Source organism: Chitinophaga nivalis (assembly GCF_025989125.1).
Taxonomy (GTDB): domain Bacteria; phylum Bacteroidota; class Bacteroidia; order Chitinophagales; family Chitinophagaceae; genus Chitinophaga; species Chitinophaga nivalis.
On the sequence record NZ_JAPDNR010000001.1, the window covers coordinates 4715722 to 4737306 of the forward strand.

At 45.9% G+C, this 21585-nt stretch carries 23 protein-coding genes; 11 read left to right on the plus strand and 12 right to left on the minus strand.

Features of this window, described 5'->3' with window-relative positions:
• Positions 1-208: 208 nt before the first annotated feature.
• Positions 209-1552, plus strand: coding sequence for a DUF5074 domain-containing protein (locus OL444_RS18660; RefSeq protein WP_264730752.1), 1344 nt, complete (start codon positions 209-211; stop codon positions 1550-1552).
• A gap of 224 nt (positions 1553-1776) precedes the next feature.
• Positions 1777-2091 (plus strand): hypothetical protein, encoded by a 315-nt coding sequence (locus OL444_RS18665; RefSeq protein WP_264730750.1) that lies wholly within the window; start codon positions 1777-1779, stop codon positions 2089-2091.
• Positions 2092-2169: 78 nt separating this feature from the next.
• On the opposite strand, the gene OL444_RS18670 is transcribed toward OL444_RS18665, so the two are convergent.
• The 5 genes from OL444_RS18670 to OL444_RS18690 all read right to left on the minus strand — a co-directional run bounded on the left by OL444_RS18670 (position 2170) and on the right by OL444_RS18690 (position 7202).
• A complete protein-coding gene (locus OL444_RS18670) occupies positions 2170-2583 on the minus strand; it encodes a hypothetical protein (RefSeq protein WP_264730748.1) in 414 nt (137 codons plus the stop codon).
• 37 nt (positions 2584-2620) lie between these two features.
• Positions 2621-3121 carry a hypothetical protein gene (locus OL444_RS18675; protein WP_264730746.1) on the minus strand — a complete coding sequence of 167 codons (501 nt, stop codon included), beginning with the start codon at positions 3119-3121 and terminating at the stop codon, positions 2621-2623.
• A gap of 326 nt (positions 3122-3447) precedes the next feature.
• A complete protein-coding gene (locus OL444_RS18680) occupies positions 3448-5856 on the minus strand; it encodes a TonB-dependent receptor (protein WP_264730744.1) in 2409 nt (802 codons plus the stop codon).
• A 526-nt stretch (positions 5857-6382) separates the two neighbouring features.
• Positions 6383-6778 (minus strand): ribosomal maturation YjgA family protein, encoded by a 396-nt coding sequence (locus OL444_RS18685; protein WP_264730742.1) that lies wholly within the window; start codon positions 6776-6778, stop codon positions 6383-6385.
• Between the two features lie 79 nt (positions 6779-6857).
• A complete protein-coding gene (locus OL444_RS18690; protein ID WP_264730740.1) occupies positions 6858-7202 on the minus strand; it encodes a DoxX family protein in 345 nt (114 codons plus the stop codon).
• A gap of 96 nt (positions 7203-7298) precedes the next feature.
• Between OL444_RS18690 and OL444_RS18695 the strand changes: the two genes are divergently transcribed.
• A complete protein-coding gene (locus OL444_RS18695) occupies positions 7299-7640 on the plus strand; it encodes a winged helix-turn-helix transcriptional regulator (RefSeq protein ID WP_264730739.1) in 342 nt (113 codons plus the stop codon).
• A gap of 39 nt (positions 7641-7679) precedes the next feature.
• Here the strand turns inward: OL444_RS18695 and OL444_RS18700 are convergent, their stop codons facing one another.
• Positions 7680-8012 (minus strand): KGG domain-containing protein, encoded by a 333-nt coding sequence (locus OL444_RS18700; RefSeq protein WP_264730737.1) that lies wholly within the window; start codon positions 8010-8012, stop codon positions 7680-7682.
• Positions 8013-8327: 315 nt separating this feature from the next.
• Between OL444_RS18700 and OL444_RS18705 the strand changes: the two genes are divergently transcribed.
• The 3 genes from OL444_RS18705 (at position 8328) to OL444_RS18715 (ending at position 10073) form a co-directional block, all read left to right on the plus strand.
• Complete coding sequence (locus OL444_RS18705) at positions 8328-8717, plus strand: DUF6496 domain-containing protein (protein WP_264730735.1); 390 nt, start codon at positions 8328-8330, stop codon at positions 8715-8717.
• Between the two features lie 99 nt (positions 8718-8816).
• Positions 8817-9074, plus strand: a complete 258-nt coding sequence (locus OL444_RS18710; protein WP_264730733.1) for a hypothetical protein — start codon at positions 8817-8819, stop codon at positions 9072-9074.
• 123 nt (positions 9075-9197) lie between these two features.
• Positions 9198-10073: a mechanosensitive ion channel family protein gene (locus OL444_RS18715; RefSeq protein WP_264730731.1), complete on the plus strand. Its 876-nt coding sequence runs from the start codon at positions 9198-9200 to the stop codon at positions 10071-10073.
• Positions 10074-10132: 59 nt separating this feature from the next.
• Here the strand turns inward: OL444_RS18715 and OL444_RS18720 are convergent, their stop codons facing one another.
• Positions 10133-11278: a histidine decarboxylase gene (locus tag OL444_RS18720; RefSeq protein ID WP_264730729.1), complete on the minus strand. Its 1146-nt coding sequence runs from the start codon at positions 11276-11278 to the stop codon at positions 10133-10135.
• Between the two features lie 245 nt (positions 11279-11523).
• On the opposite strand from OL444_RS18720, the gene OL444_RS18725 reads away from it, so the two are divergent.
• Complete coding sequence (locus OL444_RS18725; protein ID WP_264730727.1) at positions 11524-11988, plus strand: Lrp/AsnC family transcriptional regulator; 465 nt, start codon at positions 11524-11526, stop codon at positions 11986-11988.
• Here OL444_RS18725 and OL444_RS18730 read toward each other — a convergent pair whose 3' ends face one another.
• Positions 11989-13857 (minus strand): ATP-binding protein, encoded by a 1869-nt coding sequence (locus tag OL444_RS18730; protein WP_264730725.1) that lies wholly within the window; start codon positions 13855-13857, stop codon positions 11989-11991.
• Positions 13858-14510: 653 nt separating this feature from the next.
• Here OL444_RS18730 and OL444_RS18735 point away from each other — a divergent pair.
• The 3 genes from OL444_RS18735 to OL444_RS18745 all read left to right on the plus strand — a co-directional run bounded on the left by OL444_RS18735 (position 14511) and on the right by OL444_RS18745 (position 17159).
• Positions 14511-14789 carry an Rdx family protein gene (locus tag OL444_RS18735; RefSeq protein WP_264730724.1) on the plus strand — a complete coding sequence of 93 codons (279 nt, stop codon included), beginning with the start codon at positions 14511-14513 and terminating at the stop codon, positions 14787-14789.
• 75 nt (positions 14790-14864) lie between these two features.
• Positions 14865-16052 carry a BamA/TamA family outer membrane protein gene (locus OL444_RS18740; RefSeq protein ID WP_264730723.1) on the plus strand — a complete coding sequence of 396 codons (1188 nt, stop codon included), beginning with the start codon at positions 14865-14867 and terminating at the stop codon, positions 16050-16052.
• 87 nt (positions 16053-16139) lie between these two features.
• Positions 16140-17159: an outer membrane beta-barrel protein gene (locus OL444_RS18745; protein WP_264730721.1), complete on the plus strand. Its 1020-nt coding sequence runs from the start codon at positions 16140-16142 to the stop codon at positions 17157-17159.
• 79 nt (positions 17160-17238) lie between these two features.
• Here the strand turns inward: OL444_RS18745 and OL444_RS18750 are convergent, their stop codons facing one another.
• Positions 17239-18195 carry an aldo/keto reductase gene (locus tag OL444_RS18750; RefSeq protein ID WP_264730719.1) on the minus strand — a complete coding sequence of 319 codons (957 nt, stop codon included), beginning with the start codon at positions 18193-18195 and terminating at the stop codon, positions 17239-17241.
• A 79-nt stretch (positions 18196-18274) separates the two neighbouring features.
• Between OL444_RS18750 and OL444_RS18755 the strand changes: the two genes are divergently transcribed.
• Positions 18275-19093 carry a DUF6630 family protein gene (locus OL444_RS18755; RefSeq protein ID WP_264730717.1) on the plus strand — a complete coding sequence of 273 codons (819 nt, stop codon included), beginning with the start codon at positions 18275-18277 and terminating at the stop codon, positions 19091-19093.
• A 621-nt stretch (positions 19094-19714) separates the two neighbouring features.
• On the opposite strand, the gene OL444_RS18760 is transcribed toward OL444_RS18755, so the two are convergent.
• The 3 genes from OL444_RS18760 to OL444_RS18770 all read right to left on the minus strand — a co-directional run bounded on the left by OL444_RS18760 (position 19715) and on the right by OL444_RS18770 (position 21341).
• Positions 19715-20359, minus strand: a complete 645-nt coding sequence (locus OL444_RS18760) for a MarC family protein (RefSeq protein ID WP_264730716.1) — start codon at positions 20357-20359, stop codon at positions 19715-19717.
• Between the two features lie 40 nt (positions 20360-20399).
• A complete protein-coding gene (locus tag OL444_RS18765) occupies positions 20400-21011 on the minus strand; it encodes a trimeric intracellular cation channel family protein (protein WP_264730714.1) in 612 nt (203 codons plus the stop codon).
• A 72-nt stretch (positions 21012-21083) separates the two neighbouring features.
• The gene (locus OL444_RS18770; protein ID WP_264730712.1) at positions 21084-21341 is read right to left on the minus strand and encodes a hypothetical protein; all 258 of its coding nucleotides are present in this window, start codon (positions 21339-21341) and stop codon (positions 21084-21086) included.
• Positions 21342-21585 lie beyond the last annotated feature (244 nt).

A 21585-nucleotide genomic window follows, 5' to 3' on the forward strand; every position in this document is an offset into this window, starting at 1 on the left:
CACGTTCATACAGTAGCTGGTATGCTGTATAGCTGTTTTGTATGTTGAAAACAGGATGAACGTTTGTTGCCTTTGTATCATGTAATTTAAAACCCTATGAGCGGACAGTAACAGTTTTACCTATTTGGCTGTAACTATAATGCAACAGATGATGATGACATATAAGTACCCTTAACCTCCCACATACTCATCTTTTAAAAAAGAGAAAATGAAAAGACATGTACTATCATGGATGAGCGCCCTTTTTTTACTGACGGTAGTATCCTGCCGTAAAAATGAAGTCCCTCCCTCATCACCAGTCAGTGAGACTGCCACACTCCGGTATAATATGGCAGTAGGGGATAGCCGCCTGCTGCAGCCGGCTCCCGGTTATCCACCCGGAAAAAATTTTAACTGGACGGTCAACGGCGAGGCAGCCGGTCATGATGCTGCTTACCGCTTTGCCGCCAAAGAACGCGGAGATTACCGCATTGTATTTACCTCAGGTGATCAACGGAATGGTGTTGATTCTGTTGTATACCAGGTAAAGGTTACCGGTAAGTATGAGAATGGATTTTTCATGCTGCACGAAGGGCAATATGCCACCAACAACGGCGACATGGCCTATTACAGCTACGACAGTAATAAGGTTACCCAGGGAGTGTATAAGCTGGAAAATCCGCTGAAGAACCTGGGGCCTACTACAGCCACCCTGCAGTTTGCCACCATCTTTAAAGGCAAAATGTATATGGTCGTAAAAGTAGGTGGACCTATGGTGGTCACGGATGCCTATACCATGAAAGAAACCGGCCGCATAGCCACCCTGCCGCAGGATGAAGGGCATGCCTTTCTGGGTATAGATAGTACCCGTGGCTTGCTGAGTGCTGCCGATGGGATTTACCGCGTTAGCCTCAGTGCTCCTGCTATTGGCGCCAAAGTGGCTGGTATCAACAGTTCCGCCGGTGATATGCTGTTATCCGGCAACTACATTTTTACCCTTACGAAAGATGATGGTATTGTAATACTGCAGGCCAGTAACTATAGCATTGTAAAAAAACATGCGAAAGGTACGATTGGCTTTGCCCGCACCAATGATGGTGCAGTATGGGCTGCCGGCGATTCGGCATTGGTGAGGATTGATCCGGTGACGTTGCAGATTACCGAAACCAAACTGCCCTTTAAAGTAACGAATGCCTGGGCATATCTCTCCTGGAGATCCGGTTCTATTACAGCCGGCAAAGCAGGCAATGTGGTATACATCGCTGCCCGGAAAGAAGCCCCCGGTATTGGTGGTATGCTCGAATATGGCGGCACTACCGTGTATCGTTATATTCCCGGTACACCGTCTTCGCTGTCAGCTCCCTTTATTACCCTGCCTGCCGGCCACTATTTCTATGGATCTGCAGTACGGTATAATGATGCGAAACAGGAACTGGTGGTTCCTACGCTCGGCGCAGAATGGGGGAACAGCAACAATAACAGATGGCTGATATATAATGCCAATACTGGTGCCCTGAAACAAACAGTTCAATATACAGGTTATTACTTTCCTGCCCTCCCGGTCTTTCATTGATTCATTTCCCCGCATTGTTTGTTATAAACCATTGATGAGAGCCGGTACTATTACCGGCTCTTTTTTTATGTCTAGCGCCATACCAGGCGTATGGGCCCGACCAGCATCATTCGTGTATTCATAGCTGTTATGTTTGCCGGCCATCAGGAGGGGAAATGTAATATGTGGTTTAAAAATTATATATTGGATCCCTGTAATGATTTTAATCCCCTAAAACCTATACTATGATTATTTATGGCCGCAGAAGTTTCTGCATGAAATCCTTTCAGCTGGCAGATATCGGTATCGCCAACGATATCCCTGACTTTGTAAAATTTGAAGTCAGACAAACGTATGTACATATTTACTGGATTCCACTTTTCCCCATTGGCAAAATATGGTGCGTTCGCAAAACGGATGATAAGCTGTATGAGGTGAATGCAGAAATATTGCCTGCACTGCAATCATTGCCACATCCGAAGGTATCCTGGGTGGCTTTCATCGGCTTAATACTGATCGGGGTACTTTTCCTGGCTTTTGTAGTAGCCGGAAGACTGTAGTTGCCTCGTTGTTTATATAAAGCCGGTACAGGGAACGACCTGCTGAAGGGCTGCCCGTACCGGCTTTATCGTAGCCTGCTATTCGAATAAAGTCAGTTCATCCCGGGTAAGGGCGTGAAAAAGATTCTGCAGCTGGTGCACGTGTACGATCGGAAGGCCATAGGGCACCAACCCGGTAGGTGCGTCTGTAAAAGGCTGGAAAACGTTGTTTTCATAGCGGATATGCACACTGTTCAGCCGGTTGTATTTAAGCGAATAAACCTTTACATCTTCTCCATACTCCGCTTCGCCCCGGATGAATCCGAACCTGGACAACAGGTATACATCCAGTACTACCGGATTGGCTTTGGCGCAGGGAATTTTACTGAGCGGCAATCCGGAATTATAAATAAATTCTTCGAATATACCTTCTACAAGGAAGGCGGTTTCCTCCATATTACGATCAAAATAAGACACGTAATTACCTATTCTGATGTCTGATGCTGTTATCATGCAATGTATACGATTGATATAATGAGTATGGCCGGTATCAGGCACACCTGGAGGCTTTTATCTGCAGTGATGCACAGAGGTCCAGTATAGTGGTGATATCATTGGCCGGTACAAAAATTACCTGTATGTCGTCGCCATAACTATCTCCGAAATAGATGGGCGCCACCTGAATATCATTGGCTGCCAACTCGCCGTTCAGCCAGTTGAAATAAGCCGTGAGATCCGGCAGTTGCTGGTTGTACGGATAATCCGGCAGGTCGTTGTCTTCAAAAATTTCCTGTACCTGTTCATGGAATTCATCCATCTTATCGGATACGGCAAAGTAATCATACAGTTCGGCTGTGAGTATAAAAGCGGTGAGTCCCTGCGGATCTACTTCCAGCAACCATAACATGTCTTCATCTGTTTCCCGGAAATAGGCTTCCGGGTCTTGTTTGGCCGTCAGGCAAATATCGGCTATCTCCGTAGCAGTTGCTGCATCAATGTGATAGCAGGTGAGGCTGTTGATTAATTGTACCAGGGCTGTTTTTTCCTTCATGACAAAACGGTTTCATTATACGGTGCGTTTGCCTGCAACCCCGCTGGTCATCACTTTGGGGGCCTGCAAACGCGGATAAATATAACAATTTTACCCGATAGTCACCCGGAGCAGGTCCCGTTAAATCATTCCGGATAAAGTACTTGCCATCGGCTTCACAGCCGTGTTATCAGTGGGTATCAGCTGCCCGGTTTCAGCTGGTTGCGTATCAGATAGAAGTACCGCTTTTTACTTAGTATCAGCGCCGCGTGGGTACCTTGTGCTATCAGTGCTCTTTTTTCCGGCACCCGGGTTAATTGTTTTTTTTGTTACGTTGCCAATCGGACCTATCTCGCTCTGTTGGCTTCGTCGCTGTTACTGGTATCCTTCTTTCTCACGGTTTTAATTTTAGTACTGCCTAATTTTTTATTGACGGAAATCCTGAAATACCGGGTATCACTGAAGGCGGTCATATCCGAAACGGAAAACGTATTGTAGGTGTAAAAATGATTGAGCCGGAGGGTATTGAAAATATCACCTGCGTAAAAAGACAATTGCATATTGCAGGCGGGTATTTTCTTCGAAAAGCCAATGCCTACCTCTCCGGTACCTGAAATGTCTGTATTGGCAGATACTGTTTTACTGTAATAGCGGCCATTTACCGACGCATCAATTGTAGTGTTAAAGATATTGGTAAACTGTTGGGATATATTGCAGGTGTACTGAAAGTTGCTTGTATTCATTTGTGCCTGGGGTACATCTACAAATTGTTGCACCAGCGAAACGGTATTGCTGATACTGCCTCTCCATTTATCTTTGATCAGGGTTTTGCTGATAACACTGGTCAATCCCCAGGTAGTTGAGTTGCCGTAGTTAAAGCGATCCAGCAGGGTGGTGTCGGGTGGAATAACAACGGCTACCTGTTCAAACAGGTGATTGCTTTTGGTATACCTCGCGAGGAATATATAGTCTTTGTGCAATGTATAGGACAACTCGGCAATGAGGCTGTTGGATGGCCGTAGTTCCGGATTGCCTTTTACCAGGTATTTATCGCTGATGTAATACACAAAGGGGTTGAGCTGCGAATAAGACGGCCGCCTGATATCGCTTTTAACAGCCAACGATAAACTATGCCGGGAGTTAATCGTGTAATTGATATAGGCGGTAGGAAAGAAGTTGAGATACTGCCGATCGTTGTTTTGGCCGGAGGTTAGTTGTATTGTTTTCAGATAAGTTTGTTCCAGTCTGCCACCTGCTTTTACTTCCAGCTGGCTATTCAGTTTTTTATATACGGAAATATAGGCAGCGCCGATATTTTCCTCGTAGCGGAATACATTGGACCTGCCCGCGTTAAACGTCCAGGTACCAGTAGTGTAATGATCTGCCAGGAGTTCATTATCCGTTTGTGTACGGGAAAAACGAAGTCCGGTTTCCAGTTTGATGTTACCCGCAATTAGCCGGCTGTAATCTGCTCTCACGGCATAGTTGCGGATACGCTGGGAGGTACTGGTGCGATTGCCGTTATGTACAGTGCCGGGCCGTTTTTTTTCGTACGACAGGAACGTTGCTGCCTGGTCATTGTTATAGTGAAAATAGTCTGTGCTGATGCCTAATTCTTCCTGATTTTTTTTATTGGTATACTGATAGTTCAAATTGAGGGAAAGAAAACGGGTACGTTTGGTTTCCGGATTTTCATTGTAGTATTCAGCTATACCGCTGTCTGTATCATCGAATGTACGGATGGTGTTGTAGCCGCTGTTAGCATCTTTAGCATAGCTGGTCCTGAAATCTGCTGCAGCGCCGATGAGAGAATGGCTGTTCAGTAAATAATCTGCAACCGTGGAAATGCCTATATTATTTTCCGGCTTTTTGACGGTCTGATTATAGATGAATTCCTGTTGTTTGCCGGTATAGACAATATCGTTATCGCTGTGGTAAAAACCTCTCCGGGAGCCGCCATTGACAAACAGCTGCTGGCCATATTTTTTGCCGCGATAATTAAGGCCTCCGTTGGCATATTGAGAATTATAGGTAGCCTGTTCATTGGCGAGGTTAATACTCCCATTAAGACCTTCCGTTTCATTTTTCCGCAAGACAATATGGATAATGCCGCCCGGGTTACCTGCTTCATATTTGCTGGAAGGAACTGTGATCACTTCAATGTGTTGGATATTATCTGCCGGCAGACTACTCAGGTATTGCTGGAGGTCTTTACCACTCAACATACTTCTGCGGTGATTGATATAAACCGCCACACCAGCCAGGCCCAGAATAGACAACGAGCCTGATTCCTGCGCGTTCACCAGCGGTGTTTGTTTAAGGACATCCCAGGTATTGTTGCCAGCTACAAGGCTGGTGTTTTGTACATGAAAAACAAAGCGGTCGATCTTCTTTTCAAAAACCGGTTGGGTGGCTGTTACAGCCACTTCTTTCAATGTTTTAACCGCCGGCTGTAAGGTAATGGTAACGAATGTATCTTTAGAGAAGGAGTACCATACACTATCTGCCAGGTAGTGCTGACTGGTTGTTTGCAACAGATAGTTACCGCGTGCGGAAAGTGTAAAGGTGAACCGGCCGGATTTGTTGGTAATCGTATGATGGGGAACCGATTTGTTTTCCGCTGTCAGCAGGAGAGGAATATCCCGGAGTAAATGATGGTTGCTGTCGACCACTATTCCCTGCAAGGTGTATTGAGCAGCTGCAGCAACAGGGCAAAAAAAGGGAATGAGTAACAACCCGAAAAGTCTGAAAGACATACTGTCGTAATAATATAAGTTAAGGCAATACCAGCAAAATGTGAAGGGGTGGTGGTGAATTGGTTATTTCACAATTTGAAACCGGTCGTATGGTCTGTTATGTTTAGCGAAACGCTTCCATTGCACGGATACAGTGAAAAAGTAGAATTTTTTTCCGGTTCGGGAAATTTAATTCCGAAGATTTAGCAGGGAGGAAATAATGATATCTTGAATAAACAATCCGCTCAAATGAAAGATAGCTGCAGCAGGGCAGGCGTTTGTTTTATCACCAACAAGGGGATAGTTATCGGGGAGATACGTGGTTTGTGGCTGTCTTACAAATTATCATGCCTTTAAAATCGTTGCTGGTACCGGTCATTAATTATCGGGCTTTAGGGATGCCGGCAGTTGTGGTGGTTTTGGAGAGGGAATCAATACCTGCCTTACAGGGCAGGAAAAAAACACGACAATTTTTCTGCAGTAAGTAAGAAACGAATTGTTGCTCACTAACGGGCATCCCTACCCGTATCAATTATATTGGCTGCTGTTATTTTTTGTATGCGCGTTCTATTGTCCAGCCAATAGCCCATGCAATCAGCGTTCCCACTGCATAACATATGCAGTCACTCCAAAGAAATCCATGGCCCAATAAAATGCCAACAGGGGTTTTATCCCGCAGGTGTACAATCCAGGGAGCCCTGTATAATTGTTGCAGTTCAATGGCGATACACACAATATAGTTGATCAGGGCTATGCATCGCAGTGGTTTGGCAGGATACAAAAAGCGGATACCAAAGAAAATACAGGTAGCAGAAAATACATCGCCACCATATACCTGCACAATTTCAGGGAAGTATTGGGGCGACCATCTGGTAGCCAGGCCTAACGGGATATTGCATAATACAAGAATAAAGTAAAGCAGGCGTTTTTTCGCAGGTGTCATTTGATAGAATAAAATGCCGGCAAGATAGGCTGTTCCTGTATTATTAACAATTATACTATAAAAAACAGTTGTACAGGCCTCAGTTGTGTTTATACCGCCCTATTCCCAGGAGGATCAGCAATACGACTACCGGCACTATGTAATGCCAGGCTGCATCATGGCTTTTAATGTGTGTACCGATGGCGCCCAGCATAATGGCGCCCATGAGTAACCAGGCTGTTTTCTGCAGGAACGGCCACCAGATGGCCAGCGCAAGTCCTATTTCTACTGCGCCGATCAGGTGAAAAAACAGCCGGGAATATCCGGCCTGTTCAAATACAGCCCAGTGTACCGGGTTATCCTGTAGTTTCACAATACCGGTCCAGCAGAAAAGCACGGTCAGGATAGCCATAAAAAAGTAGTGGGTAATTTTCGGGAATGTCATGGGCATTAAAAATTTATACTGCAAATTTACAGGACCGATAGTGAGCTGGTATCACCACTATCATGTTGTATACCGGTATCATACAGTATAGTAGAGATGATGGAAAAAGATAAATTATGCCTGGATCATATCCGGCCTGTTACAGATGCATTGGCCGTGTTAAGCGGAAAATGGCGGGTGCCTATCCTCGTGGCACTATGTGAAGGAGATAAGCGATTTAATGAATTGCAGCGGGATATCAAACACATTACGCCCCGTATGCTGTCGAGGGAATTGCTGGAACTGGAGCAGCATGCCTTAATTACACACGAAACCCACCCGGTGAGTACACTCCGGACATATCGCATCAGTAGCTATGGTCATAGCCTGGAACCGGTGTTAGTAGCGTTGAAGCTGTGGGGAGATGGTCATCGGACCCGGTTTATCGGAAAAAGCTGAACGAAAAGGTAATAAAAGCAAAAACCCGGCTTTGCCGGGTTATTGCTGAGAAGTATTTTCTTCGTTGTTAGTGTTCGCATTTTTCTTTTTACCACGGTTTGTACCGCCTTTGCGTCCTATTGCCGCCATGTGTTCGCGGTTTTTGCTGACTGCCTCACCACCTTTTTTACCGGCGGCCCGTGCTTCCTCTGAGGTGAACTTGTGTGCAACACCTTGTTTATGTGCCGCCCTGCCGCCTTCTCTGGAAATCGCCCGTTGTTGTTCAGGGTCCATGGAAGCAAACCCACGTTTACTGTGTTTAGGCTTTTCTTCCTGGTTTTTGTCGAGATTGTCAGCACTTGGTGCAAGTTGTTGATACCTGATGTCCTCCATAATCCTGAATTTTAATAGTGATCGAGAGTTTGTTTCGAATAGATTAGATAAAGATTGCCACATGAATAGTCTCTAACAGGAAAACAAGATGCATGCCATGGCAGGATTTGCTTTAGGAATAAGGATCCTGGCTGCCTTTCAATAGAGAAATGGGGTATTTGCTTCCCCAATGCATAGAATTTTTAACACAGTGTCGATGTTGGTTCCCCACTTCACCTGCCTGCGCGTATACATCGTCTGAAAATGAGGACTGGCGTATATTTTGTTCGCATTCACCTGTTCATATTCTTTTACTCACCCTTAAAATCTGAGGAAATGGCAAAGTATTCTAAAAAAGCCCAGGATAAGGTGGAAAAAAGTATGCATGAAATGAAGGAAGGTAAATTGAAAAGTGGCCGTAGTAATAAGAAAGTAACCAGTCGTAAACAAGCCATTGCTATTGGGCTGTCGGAGGCGCGAAAGGAAGGTGCTAAAGTTCCCCGTAAAAAGGCGGCAGCAAAAAAAGCGGCTCCCAAAAAAGCGACTCCCAAAAAAGCCGCTGCAAAAAAAGCCACGCCAATAATAGCCGCTGCAAAAAAAGCGGGGCCCCGGAAAACAGTAACTGCAAAAACGACCACCCATACAAAAGCGGCCACCAGAAACACTAACCATAGGCGGGCCGCCGGCAGAAAAAAGACGCCTGCGCGTAAACATGCAATGGCATAAGCCGTCTTGTTGTTTTGTCCATACTGTATATACACAGAAGGCCGGTTATAGAAAGGTGCCGGCCTTTTTATGTGGCATATCCCTTGCGGCAATTTAACTATGGAAAAACATAGTGTTACGGTCATCATAAAAGGCCAGCCCTATGGCTTGATCATCACGGTAAACCCCGGAACCTTTGAAACGGTCTACGAAGTAGTTCCTGACATCCGCGCCTATGTACTGGAAGATTTTCAACCCCAATACCCAACCTTTACTGCCGATCATACCGATACTGTAGAAAAACGTATCCGTATTGTGGAAACAGAGCAGATTGCGCGCATTATCTGGCAGGAAATCCTGAATAAAATGGACGAGTAGAAAGGGCGGTGAATGACCACTTCAATGATGGTAACCCGTTGCAACTCACGGGTATTATATCTTTTTTAACGCAACAAACCAATTCCCCTTTGTACCTTCGCGTTAAAGCGCGCGTGAAAAGTTATGATGGTAACAGACAAAACTTACAAATACACTAACCGGCGGGAACGCATTATCTTTTTAGTGAAACTGATTGCTTATGCAGGCATTGTTTATTTTAACCTCGATCATCCTGCTGGCTATAATAAATTAACCTGGCTCTTTAAGATCACCAACGCCCTGTCTTTTTTCCTGGGCGCCAATCTCCTGATATCATTGGGATGGCTGGTGGTATTGTCGTGGTATACCCGGCATCACCGCAGTAAGCCGCTGGAGCGGGACAATTTCGTACTGGGGATTAACCGTATCACTTCTGTACTGAATACTATTTTTATCATCCTGGCACTGATGCTGTTTTTTGGGATCGATCTGTTGAAGTTTGTGACCAGTATCACCATCGTGGCGGCGGCCATCGCCTTGTTGTCCAAGGATTATATTACCAATATGATCAATGGGCTGATCATTATGTTTTCGGATCAGTTGTCGCTGGGCGATCATGTACGTATCGGAGAGTATAAGGGAAAGGTGTTGGACATTACCCTTATTAATGTGGTATTGCAGAATGAAGATGATGATATTGTCATCATCCCCAACTCGGTGGTGTTTACTTCCATTGTATTAAACCAATCGAAACAGAATATTAAAAAACTGACGATAGAATTTGAACTGGATCATAAACACCCCTATACGCCGGAATTGCTGGAACATCGGTTGCAGCAATCGATCAGCGAATATGAACGGCATTATAACCCCGAGAGTTTCTCGCTCAAAACACTGGAAATAAAAAAGGATTTTGTACAGTTTAAAGTGCAGTTGCTGATGCCGGTTTCCAATAAAGAAACAGAACGGCTGATCCGCCGGGCATTGAATACAGAAATTATCAGTATCGCAGAAGGGTAATGGCAGTACGCATTTGCAGGTAGCAACAACGTAGCTGCTGCCTGCAAATGCGGGATTGTTTAAAGCACCGGTACTGCCGTACTGGTGAAGGTGGCTGCTATTTCCGCCACCAGCATATCTATCTGGGCAGTTGTTACGTTGGGCATACAAATAATATGCGACCAGCCGTTTTCAGAAGCCAGCTGCCACTTCCGGCGGATGTTTCCCGCAGGATCGGGAAACACCACCGTAATGGAATGGGGATTACGCCAGGCCTGAATGCCGATTTCGTGGAAACGTTCTACAGCATAGGCAGCTACGGATAGGCTGTGCCGGGCCCTTTCCTTTAATCCTGCAAGGCCCAGGCTTTTCAGTGCATACCATAAAAACAACGGACTATGGCCGTTTCTTGAACCGGTGATGGTGGTATCCATACTACCGATATAGGCGACGGATCGGGCGATCCTGTCGCGATTGGATCTTTTAGCTACCACTACGCCGCAGGGGATAGGGGAGCCGATAAATTTATGCCCGCTGATGGCCATGCTGTCGGCGCCGTCAGCAAAGTCGAAAGCAGGCCGGGGTTCAATGAATGCGCTGTAGCTACCGGATAATGCGCCGTCACAATGGATGTAATGATGGCGGATGGCCAGCTCTTTCAGGATACCTTTAATTCTGCCTACATCATCCCGGGCTTCGGTCATGGTAGTACCAATATTGGCCAGGATAATTACCGGCATATGCCGGTTCATCCGGATGGTATTCTGGAGATCTTCGTAGTCAATTTCCCCGTTTTCCCGCGTACGGATGACGATACTGGGCATATCCAGCAGGTGCAGGTTTTTCTGTACGCTGTAATGGGTCGCCTCCGAATAATAAACCATGCCTTTAGGATAAAGCTCCCGGGCCAGGTAAAGGCCGTACAGGTTACCTTCTGATCCGCCGTTGGTAACATACCCCCACCAGTCGTCCGAAGGGGCGCGAAACAGCTTCGCAAAGAACTCCACCACGTATTTTTCCATTTCCCTGGACCCTACGGCATAGGTAGAGGTGACAAAAGGATCGCCGAGGTTATTAAGCGGGTAACTGAGAAACGGGAGCAGGGGGGAGTAATCGAAATCTTTGGATACAGGATAACCCAGAAAGTTGTTGGTACAGGTTTGTACCTGTTCCAAAAGGCTGTCCAGCTGCGCGGCTTCAGTGGCAGGTAAATGATACGTGGTCATAATCGGCAATTGATTTTCGCGGAAGATAGCGGCCATCCGGCTGCGTTTCAGGTACGGCACAGCGCATTATCTCCACAAAAATGGTGAATTACAGGTTTCTTATGCTGCGAAGCTAGGTATTAACAAGTGAATTTATCTGGTGAGGGTATTTATTCAGAAAATATATACTAATTTTATTGATAATGCAGATAGATTAAGCTGTTTTGAGGCTGCCGGATGCCTTCCGGCAGAAAAAACTAACTGTTATGGATACACTGGATAAAACAGACCGCCGCATTTTGCAGGTATTACAAACGAATGCCCGTTTAAATACAAAAGAAATCGCGCATCGTATAGGGCTTTCCGTTACCCCTACCTACGAACGCCTGAAAAAGATAGAAAAGCTGGGCATCATTAAGGATTATGTGACCTTGTTACATGGGGAGATGATTGGCAAGACCCTGGTGGCTTTCTGCAATGTGTCCCTGCAACTGCATTCGCAGCCGTTGCTGAAAAAGTTTGAAGCTGCCATCGCCAAAATGGAAGAAGTAATGGAGTGCTACCACGTGGCAGGCACTTACGACTACCTGCTGAAAGTAGTGGTAGACGACATGCGTAGCTATCAGCATTTTCTGACGAATAAGCTGGCGGCTATAGAGAACATTGCGCAGGTACACAGTTCATTTGTAATGACGGAAATCAAGCATACCACGGCTTATGGCCTGGTATAATCAATTGCGCAATACACTGACCCCGCTAACGGGATGGTCTTGTAATACCACGGTATAACCCCGGGTACTGGCATCCTGGTCATCAGACAACGGCAGGGTAAAATAGAAGCTGCTGCCACTGCCGGGGGTACTGTGAAACCAGATACGTCCTTTGTTGCGTTCTACGAAATCTTTGGACAGGTGCAGGCCTAATCCGCAGCCTTTTTCATTCTGGGTACCGGTAGTAGAGTAGTAGATGTTAGAGAAAATCCGGTGCTGGTTTTCGGTAGGAATACCATTCCCATTATCGCGGACGGTGATCTCCGCCAGGTCTTTGTCGATACGGGCGGTGATGATCACTTCTCCGCCGCCGGGCGTGAATTTAATCGCATTGTTGATCAGGTTGCGCAATACCAGGCGAATCATGTCCGGATCTGCATATACCATCATAGAGGTATTGAGGTGATGTTCCAGCTTTACGTCTTTCTGACGGGCGAGGGTTTGCAGCAATTCAAATTCCTGGTTGAGCAGCAGCGTCACATCAAAATCATCGGCTTTTACCCCGATGCCTTTCATCTGGTTGCTGGCCCACTGCAGCATATTATCCATCATGTACGCGGTATTTTTTACATCCCGCCATAATTCATCTGTATAATAACGAAACTGCTGGGGATCTATCTTATCATCCTTTAAGAGGAACAACAGCCCTTCCAGGATGGCCAGGGGAGAGCGGAGGTCATGGGAGATGACCGAGAAGATTTTATCTTTTACCTGGTTCAGATTTTCCAGGGTAGCGTTTTGTTCCAGGATAATCCGGTTTTGCATCGACACTTCCCGGTTTTTATTGTTTATCTCCAGATAGAGTTCCTGTTGTCGCTTATAGAGGCGGTATACCATCACGGTAATCATCAGGAGGGCCAGAAATAAGGCCGCAGCAGACAAAACCAGTACCCGTTGCTGCTGAATAGTGGCGAGATGCATTTGTTGTTCTTTTTTCAGCAACACATTTTCCCGTTGCTTTTTCTGGGATTCATATTTTTCCTGTGAACGGTTGATCTGTCTTCTTTTCTCTACATTAAAAAAATCAATGTTACGCTCACTGAATTGTTTATAATTCAACAGCGCTGCGGCATAGTCTTTCCGGGCAGAATCCAGCCGGTAACGTACTTTATAATACGTCATTTCGTTTTTCACATTACCCAGCTTCTGATTGATTTCCCGGGCTGCTGCCAGGTTCTTTTCCGCACTTCGCAGATCGCCCAGCAGGGTTTGTACCTCGGCCAGGTTCAGACTGGCTTTGGTGAGGCCGGGTAAATTATCGGTAGACTTATAATAGGTGGCAGACAGCTGATGGTAACGGAGTGCTTCGGTATATTGACGCAGCATCATGGCAATGATACCCATGTTTTCATAGGTATAGGCCAATCCCCGCAAATCATGGTGGGAGAGTTTGATTTTCTCGGCTTTCTCCAGAAAATACATCGCGGAATCCGGCATCTTCAGCGCAATATAGGCGGAGCCGATATTGTTCAGGCTTTTGGCGATTTCTTTTTGCTGCCGTAGCTGTTGCTTGATATGTAAAGATCTTTTAAGGTATACCAGGGCATCCCGGGGGCTGTTCTGCTCCGTGAAAATATTGCCGACGTCATTATTCAGGACACTGAGCATGGTGAGGTCGCCCTGCTTTTCTGCCATTTTCAGGGCGGTGATGGTCAGCTGCATCTGCTGGTCGAGATTCCCTTTGGTATTTTCTACCAGTGCCAGATTACGGGTGGCCCATACTTTACCATTGGTATAGTGCAGGCTGTCGCTTAGTAGCAGGGCTTCATTGCCAAATTTGGCTGCCAGGGCAGCGTCTTTCGTAAAAAGTAGTCTGCCTGCCTGATTCAACAGGTTGATACGCGCTGTATCCGCGGTGGTATGTAGTTTCAGAGAAGCTTGTAGGCTGTCGGCTGAGGATTGCTGCGCACGGACTGCAGGGGATAGTAAAAAAAGACAAAGAGGGATTAAAAAGCATTTACTCAAAGGTATGGCCGGCAGCATAGTATAAGTATAATATAATGTTGGCTGTGACAAAGTGGAGCGGTTCTGGGGCGGTCCACCGGAAATATAGGTTAAAATTAAAAATAATGTGGGATGATTCAAAAGATGTTGATATAATTTATGCGGGATACCGTGTGATTTTTGTGTTAGAACGGTCAATTTATGATAATCGCTGTGATGCCAGGTAAGTTTTTATCTTGTAGGGATGCCGCGCGGGGCTTTATCTTTGGCTTCCTGATACCCCGGAAGGAGCGAAGGAAGAAGTTTGTCCGGATAATGTCTGAACTTATCTAGCTGTCTGGCGGCGCGGTTACCGCCCCTGTATCCGTTCATCCGGCGGGTTCATTTTATGGCCCGATTTACAGGATAGCCTGATCCCTGTTTTTTCGTACTGCCGGCAGCGTTATAACAGTAGTGCATCGCTATCAGCATACAAACATTGATCATATCTTCATCCGGGTTTATATTTGTAGTCATCCGATATATAAAAAAGAAAATGTATGAAACCAGTCATCACCATTGCCTATTGTCCAAAATGCGGCTGGTTGCTGCGTGCTGCCTACATGGCGCAGGAACTGCTGACCACCTTTGCCGACGACCTGGGCGGCGTTACGTTGCGTCCTGCTGAAGTAGCAGGTACCTATATTATCTACCTGGAAGAAACCATCCTGTTCGACCGCAAGGAGCAAGGCCATTTCCCGGAAATAAAAGCACTGAAACAGTTGGTACGCGACCAGGTAAATCCCGGCAAAAACCTGGGACATTCCGACCGTACCTGAAACCATAAAAATTAACGAATGGTCTGCGGGATAATTCATTAGCTGTAATACCTTTTTCATTTACATTTGCAGCCTATGATAAGTAAGATCCTTTTTGTAACGGCGTTTATCAGTGTAACAGTAACAGGCGTAAAGGCGCAGCAGGACAGTATTGTAAAAGCCGGCATCTCACCGGAAAGCATACACGATAGTTTACCGTTGCGCAAGCGGAGTTTTTTCCCCCTGCCCGTTTTAGGATACTCTCCTGAAAAGGGGCTGGAGATCGGAGCAGCAATGCTGTATTCTTTTTATACAGATAATAAAAATCCCGATGCCCGTACCCGCAATTCTACCATCAATCTGATACCTGCTATCACTACAGAACGGCAATTCAAGATAGATCTGAAAACAGATATCTGGACGCGGGCTAATACCTGGCACTTCAAAAGCAATCTCCGGTATCATAATTTTCCGATTTACTTTTATGGCATTGGCGATACGACCCATCACGACAGTCGTTCCCTGTTGAATAATGTGCGCTATAAAGTGCAACTGGAAGGAGAGCGGCGTGTTGGCGGTCATTTTTACGTCGGCGCTTCCATCCTGTATCAGCACGATACCTACAGCAGTAAAGATGATAAAGGTATTTACAACACCATGCCGCTGACAGACAAGGCTGGCGGTCATGTTACTTTCCTGGGACTGACCGGTATCTTCGATAACCGCGATAATCAGAACTACACCCGGCATGGCTGGTGGCTGAAACTGAATGCGGCCTATGCCCCGGGTTTTCTCAGTACCAGGCCGCTCTTCAAGCTGGAGGCACAGGGCTCACATTTCCTGGCATTATCTCCCAAAAGCACCCTGGGATTTAATGGCATCTTTAATAGTCTGCAGGGAGATAACCTGCCTTTCTATCTGCTGCCGGAAATGGGGAATGATAATATTATGCGGGGTTATTATACAGGTCGCTATCGCAATCAGAATTACCTGGCGGTACAAACTGAATACCGGTATCTCATAGATCCTAAAATGCATATCCATATCTGGTTCGTAGATATAAAACCAAAATTCGCACTGGCTGCTTTTGCCGGTACCGGATCGGTGTTCAGTAATCACGACTTCCGTTTCAGCGGATTCAAACCCAGCTACGGTCTTGGCGTACGTTACTTCTATGATGAAAATGCGAAACTGACTATTCGTATAGACTATGCCGTAGGAGAGAAGCGTTTCGGTGAATCCCGGCAAAAAGGACTTTATCTTTCGCTGGCGGAAGCATTTTAATGATATTTTAAGCAGTGGTTTTGGTGCTTGTTATGTGATAACAATTTGGTAACTTCCAATTGATTCAACTCACCAAAATCACTGTTTATGAAAATTCCACACCTGCTCTCGGCAGCTACATTAGCACTGGCTATTACGGGATCTGTTCATGCCCAGGACAAATCCGGCGTTGCTCCCCATTCGAAATTCTATCTTAAAGTTGCCGGTGGTTATTTCTTTAGTGTTTTCCCCGGTCAGTACCCCAATGTAGGCCCATATCCGCCCCAGGACCTGCGTACAGAGTTTACCCCCGGCCGGCCGCTGGATACACTGAGCCGTAAGATCCTCACGGGTTCCTATGGCGAAGGTGTCAGAGGAGGTTTAACTTTTGGTTACAACATTAACAAATACCTGGCAGTGGAAGGAACCTTCAACTATTTCAGCAGCAGAAAGAACCTGATGACACGTAGTCTGGCTACAGTAGCAGGTTCAGGGAAAGTGCTGGGAAGTGTCGAATCCAACGGGCATGTGAATGCCATAGATTTTGCACCCAGCCTGGTAGTAAGTCCGGGATATGAAAAAGTAAATCCATATGTGCGTATTGGTGTAGTGGTACCTTTATGGGGCCACCTGACCATTGAAACGGAAGCTACGCAGTTATCTGCTCCTCCGGCTGGTTTGCCGGTGCCTCCGGGTGCGATGGTACTCACAAACATTTCCAGGAAAGAACAAATCAAACCTAATCCTACCATCGGTGTGCAGGGTGCATTGGGTGTTGCCTTCACGGTTTCTCCCCGCTTTGGCGTGTTTGTAGAAGCAGAGTACCGCAATGTGCCGGTGCGTAGTAAGGAGAAGGAAATCACGGCGTATACAGAAACCAATACCCTGGTTAATGGCGCCACCGGCGCTACTATTCAGGCATTGCCGGGCCGCAATCTGGACAACCTGAGTGTGGCGGAGAAAAACACGAAGTATGTGACTACACTGGATAAAGGTTCCAATACGGAAGTAGGAAAGAAAGGAGCCCAAACGTTATATAAAAATAATAATGAACCGTCCAACGATTTGAAATCCTATATCAATGTTGGAGGACTGGGGCTTAATGCCGGCATAAAATTCCGGCTGTAGTCCGGTCTGCGGAATAATGACGGATTACACAGGACGTGACAGATATAATATATCCATCACTACCTGTGTAATCCGTTTTTTAGTACCGGCTGGCGTCGTCCAGTAATGCGACTGCAGCGGTATCCAGCTGCAGGGTGACACCCTGGATCAGTTGTTGTAATTGTGTGGTACTGGTAGCACTGGCAATAGGCGCTGCTACTGCTGGCCGCGTGAGCAGCCATGCCAGGGATACAGCTGCCGGTGTGCTTTTATACTGCGCGGCTACCTGATCCAATGCGGCCAGTATACGGAGCCCGCGTTCATTCAGGTATTTCAGTACCGTTTCTCCCCGTGCACTGCTTTTACTGATGTCTTCCGCGGAGCGGTATTTACCTGTGAGGAAACCACTGGCCAGCGAGTAATAATTGATCACGCCCAGTTCATATTGTTCGCAGAGTGGTGCAAACGTTTTTTCATATCTGGCCCGGTCATAAAGATTATATTCCGGCTGGAGGGTTTCGTAACGGGGATACCCGTTTTGCTCACTGGCCTGTAAGCTTGCCTGTAGGCGTGCTGCACTCATATTGGAGGCGCCAATCACGCGTACCTTACCGGCTTTCACCAGAGCAGCATACGCTTCCAGGGTTTCTTCCACCGGTGTTTGCTCATCATCATAATGGGTTTGATACAAATCAATGTAATCAGTCTGCAACCGCTTTAAAGAGTCTTCTACGGCCTTCATAATATAAGGAGCGGTTACATTTTTATCGCCTCCCTGTACCATATTGGAACCTACTTTAGTGGCAATAATAACCTGGTCGCGGTTACCACGTTGTTGCAGCCATTTTCCGATAATGGTTTCAGACTCTCCGCCCTGATTGCCAGGTACCCAACGGGAGTAAACATCTGCCGTATCTATCAGATTAAAACCCGCTGCAACGAATTCATCCAGCAGTGTAAAAGAAGTGGCTTCATTGGCCGACCAGCCAAAAACATTCCCGCCAAAGGCGAGGGGAGCTACCAGCAGTGCGGATCTTCCCAGTTTCCGTTTTTCCATATTAGTTCGTTTATTATAGCTAGAATCGGATAACATCTCAGCTCTAATTTAACTACTTTTGTAATTCATCCTTTTATTTATGGAAAAGCACGTGCCTGAAATTTCACAAGCAGATTTTATCTGGTTAACCAACACATATGGTAAAGCGGGCGGATACTCGCATATAGACACCAAAGAAAGCGTTGTACATGAAATTTTTCCCGATAAAGTATTAATCGGAACCGCCTTTCTCAACTGTGCCTCTTACGAACTTTCTTTCGCAACCCCTGTACTGCAGATCAAAAAAAACCGGTTAGATAATTACAAACTGCACGACAAAGCGGTATTGATTCCGGATGATATGAATGAGGAAGATGAAGAAGAACTGGTCATGCGCTGGGAAGCCCTGATGCAGGAGCTGCGTTTACTCGAAAAACTACAGGGGCTCAGCAATGCCCGTGATCCGCTGGTACAGTTGTACCTGGATATATTTGATGAAGAGGAGGCAGAAATCCAGATCAGCCACTTGCCGGAAATTATTGCGCCCAATGTTATTACCATCTGGGAGGAACTGCAACAGGCATTGGAAGCAACGGATAACCTGGCTGCTTTTGAATGGCAGGAATTTGCAACAGGCGGTATCGATGCACTGAATGCACTGGCGCCACTGCAGCGTGCAGGAGTTGTACTGGAGGCGCCTGCACCGGAAGATATAGCCACCTTCCTCGCTGCCGATGATTATGCAAAAGCTGTCCTGGATTTTGTCAATGAGCAACTGGATGCACGCGAGCTGAAAATAGTAGCGATAGGTATTGTGTTAGACGAATACCAGACTTTTACCTGTTTACAGATGCAGGATTTCCGGCTGGCCAATGCTTTATGGAAGCTGGAAGAACTCTGTCTGGTTTGTTTCTTCTAGGCTATTAAAAGTACATATACTGCCCGATCCGGAGGGCATCTCCGATGCTATCATTTGCTGTTATGCGTGTCATGAGATAATGTTATCAGTGAAGTGTCTGCAAAAATTGCGCACCCTCAGTGCGGGCTTTCATACGTGTTCGTGCCGGATAGTACGATATTTAAAACAGCTGATCAGCTGAATAAGCGTACAAATGACGTATTGATATTAAACAGCCGTCCCGAAGAATCGGGACGGCTTTTCTGCTAACTGTTCCGTCTATATTGATTCCCTCTGTTCTTATTAAAAAAAGAGAACAAATAACATCCACCTAGTAATCAATAACGGATTTTTACCTGTTGTTCAACTAAAAAATCTTTCTGTTTGGCAATAGCTACCCGCAGCGCATTTTTTAATGCGGCTGGTTATTGACAGGTATGATATAGTTAAGCTGATTGGCTAATCCGGTCCACCTACCAATGGTGACATAGCGGGTCAAAAGCAGATGTGTGTGTGATGTATGTGTTTTTTTGGTTTACGAATGTATAACGCCGGCTGTGATCAGTTCAAATAGATGGTCAATCTGTTCGTACTGAAAATATAACACGGAACAATTTCAAATTGTTTGAAAAAAAAAGTTTTTTAGAAATTGAACAATTCCCGGATGCCGAGAGCCAGCATTTGTACGCCGATAACGGCCAGGATGAGTCCCATCATTTTAGTGATGACCATCATTACATTAGGTCCGATCACTTTTACGATGCGTTCTCCGGCAATGAAAAGGAGGTAGGTGATATAACAGATAGCGCCATACATGCACATTACAATGGCGAGGTGTGTAAGGTCTTTGGCGGCCGCGTAACTCATGGAAGTGGTAATCGTGCCGGGGCCTGCCAGCAGCGGCATCGCAAGGGGCGTGATCGCTACGCTGATACCCTGATCGGCTTTTACAGGCTGGTCGCCCAGTTTGGCAGATTCTACTTTATCCTGTTTGCCGCGCACCATTTCATATCCGATTAAAAATACGAGGATACCGCCGGTAACGCGCAGTGCGGCCAGCGTGATACCAAATACATGGAAGATCAGTTTGCCGGCTACGCTGAAAACGAGGATGATACAAAAGGCTATCAGCACTGATTTGGTGGCAATATTCCGCTTGGCTTTCTTATCCATGTTGGAGGTGAGCTCCATAAAAACAGGGATAGCAGAAATAGGATTTACAATCGCGAGTAAACCCATGAACACTGTGGTAGCGAATGCAATGTAGTTATCGAATAATGCCATCATATAAGCAATATAGCAAATTTTATTTAGGGAAAAAATATCATCAGGCCTTTAATCTGGGGAATTGCCAGTTATAGCGCAGACTCAGTAACCGGATCGTTACTATAACGGCAACGGTTACACTTAGAATGATATCACGGGGGATATTGGTGTGTATGCCAATCAGGTAAAGAACGCCACCGGCAATCGAGGCAACGGCATATATCTCCCGGGTAAACAGAATGGGGTGTTCGCCGGTGATAACATCTCTTAAAAGGCCGCCAAAAGTACCGGTAATAACACCCAGTAACAGGCACACAGGCATGGGAAACCCGCCGGCTACTCCTTTGTTGATACCGGTAATGGTAAACAACCCCAGGCCTATGGCATCAAAGGTGTTCAGCCAACGGTTCAGTTTTTTTACGTAGGAAAAAAAGAGTGCTGTAATGATAGCAGCGATAATAATGGCGATATTACTGCGTTCATCTGTTATCCAGGCTACCGGAGTAGCACCGGTCAGCAGGTCGCGTATAGTACCTCCGCCCACGGACGTAATAAAGGCCAGGGCCAGTAACCCGATAACATCGTATGATTTATTGATTGCTGCGGTTGCTCCCGAAATGGCAAATGCAAATATGCCGAGTAATTCCAATACCTGTATAAAGGTGAGTTGCATTGCCCTTCTCTTATTTGCGGGCTAAGATAAGGATACTTTATATTTCAGCTACAAAAAATTTATGTAAAATGCTTAATCTTCATAGGCATCTTCACCACGGAGGGTACGCTCTATCTGATTACGCAGTGCGTGGCTGAATCCTTCCAGTTCTATTTTGGGATGATGATCGAGGTGGATCCGGAACCGGCCTGCTTCCTGGGCTACCAGATCATAGATGTCTTCCAGTAATGCATACAACAGTTTTTTGGTACGTTCGGCCAGCTGGGCTAAATAAGTATCTTCAAAATGAATAAACTCACGGTTTTTGTAGGATAAGGTGATTTCTATCATAACAAATGGCTTTTCTGCAGGATAATTTTTAAAAAAATAGGGCTGGAAGGTATAAGCTAACCAGCTGATTCTCATTAAATAAATGTTATTTATCGCATAAAATTAGAAAAAAAGAACAGATTCCCTCTTTTTCATTTTATATTTTTTATCCACATTTCATGCCGGAAAATAAAGGGGCTTTCGGCGCTGCTGGCGAACCGTTCACCCTATCTCGCTGCCATTCTCCCCGGGAGGGTTTTTTTCT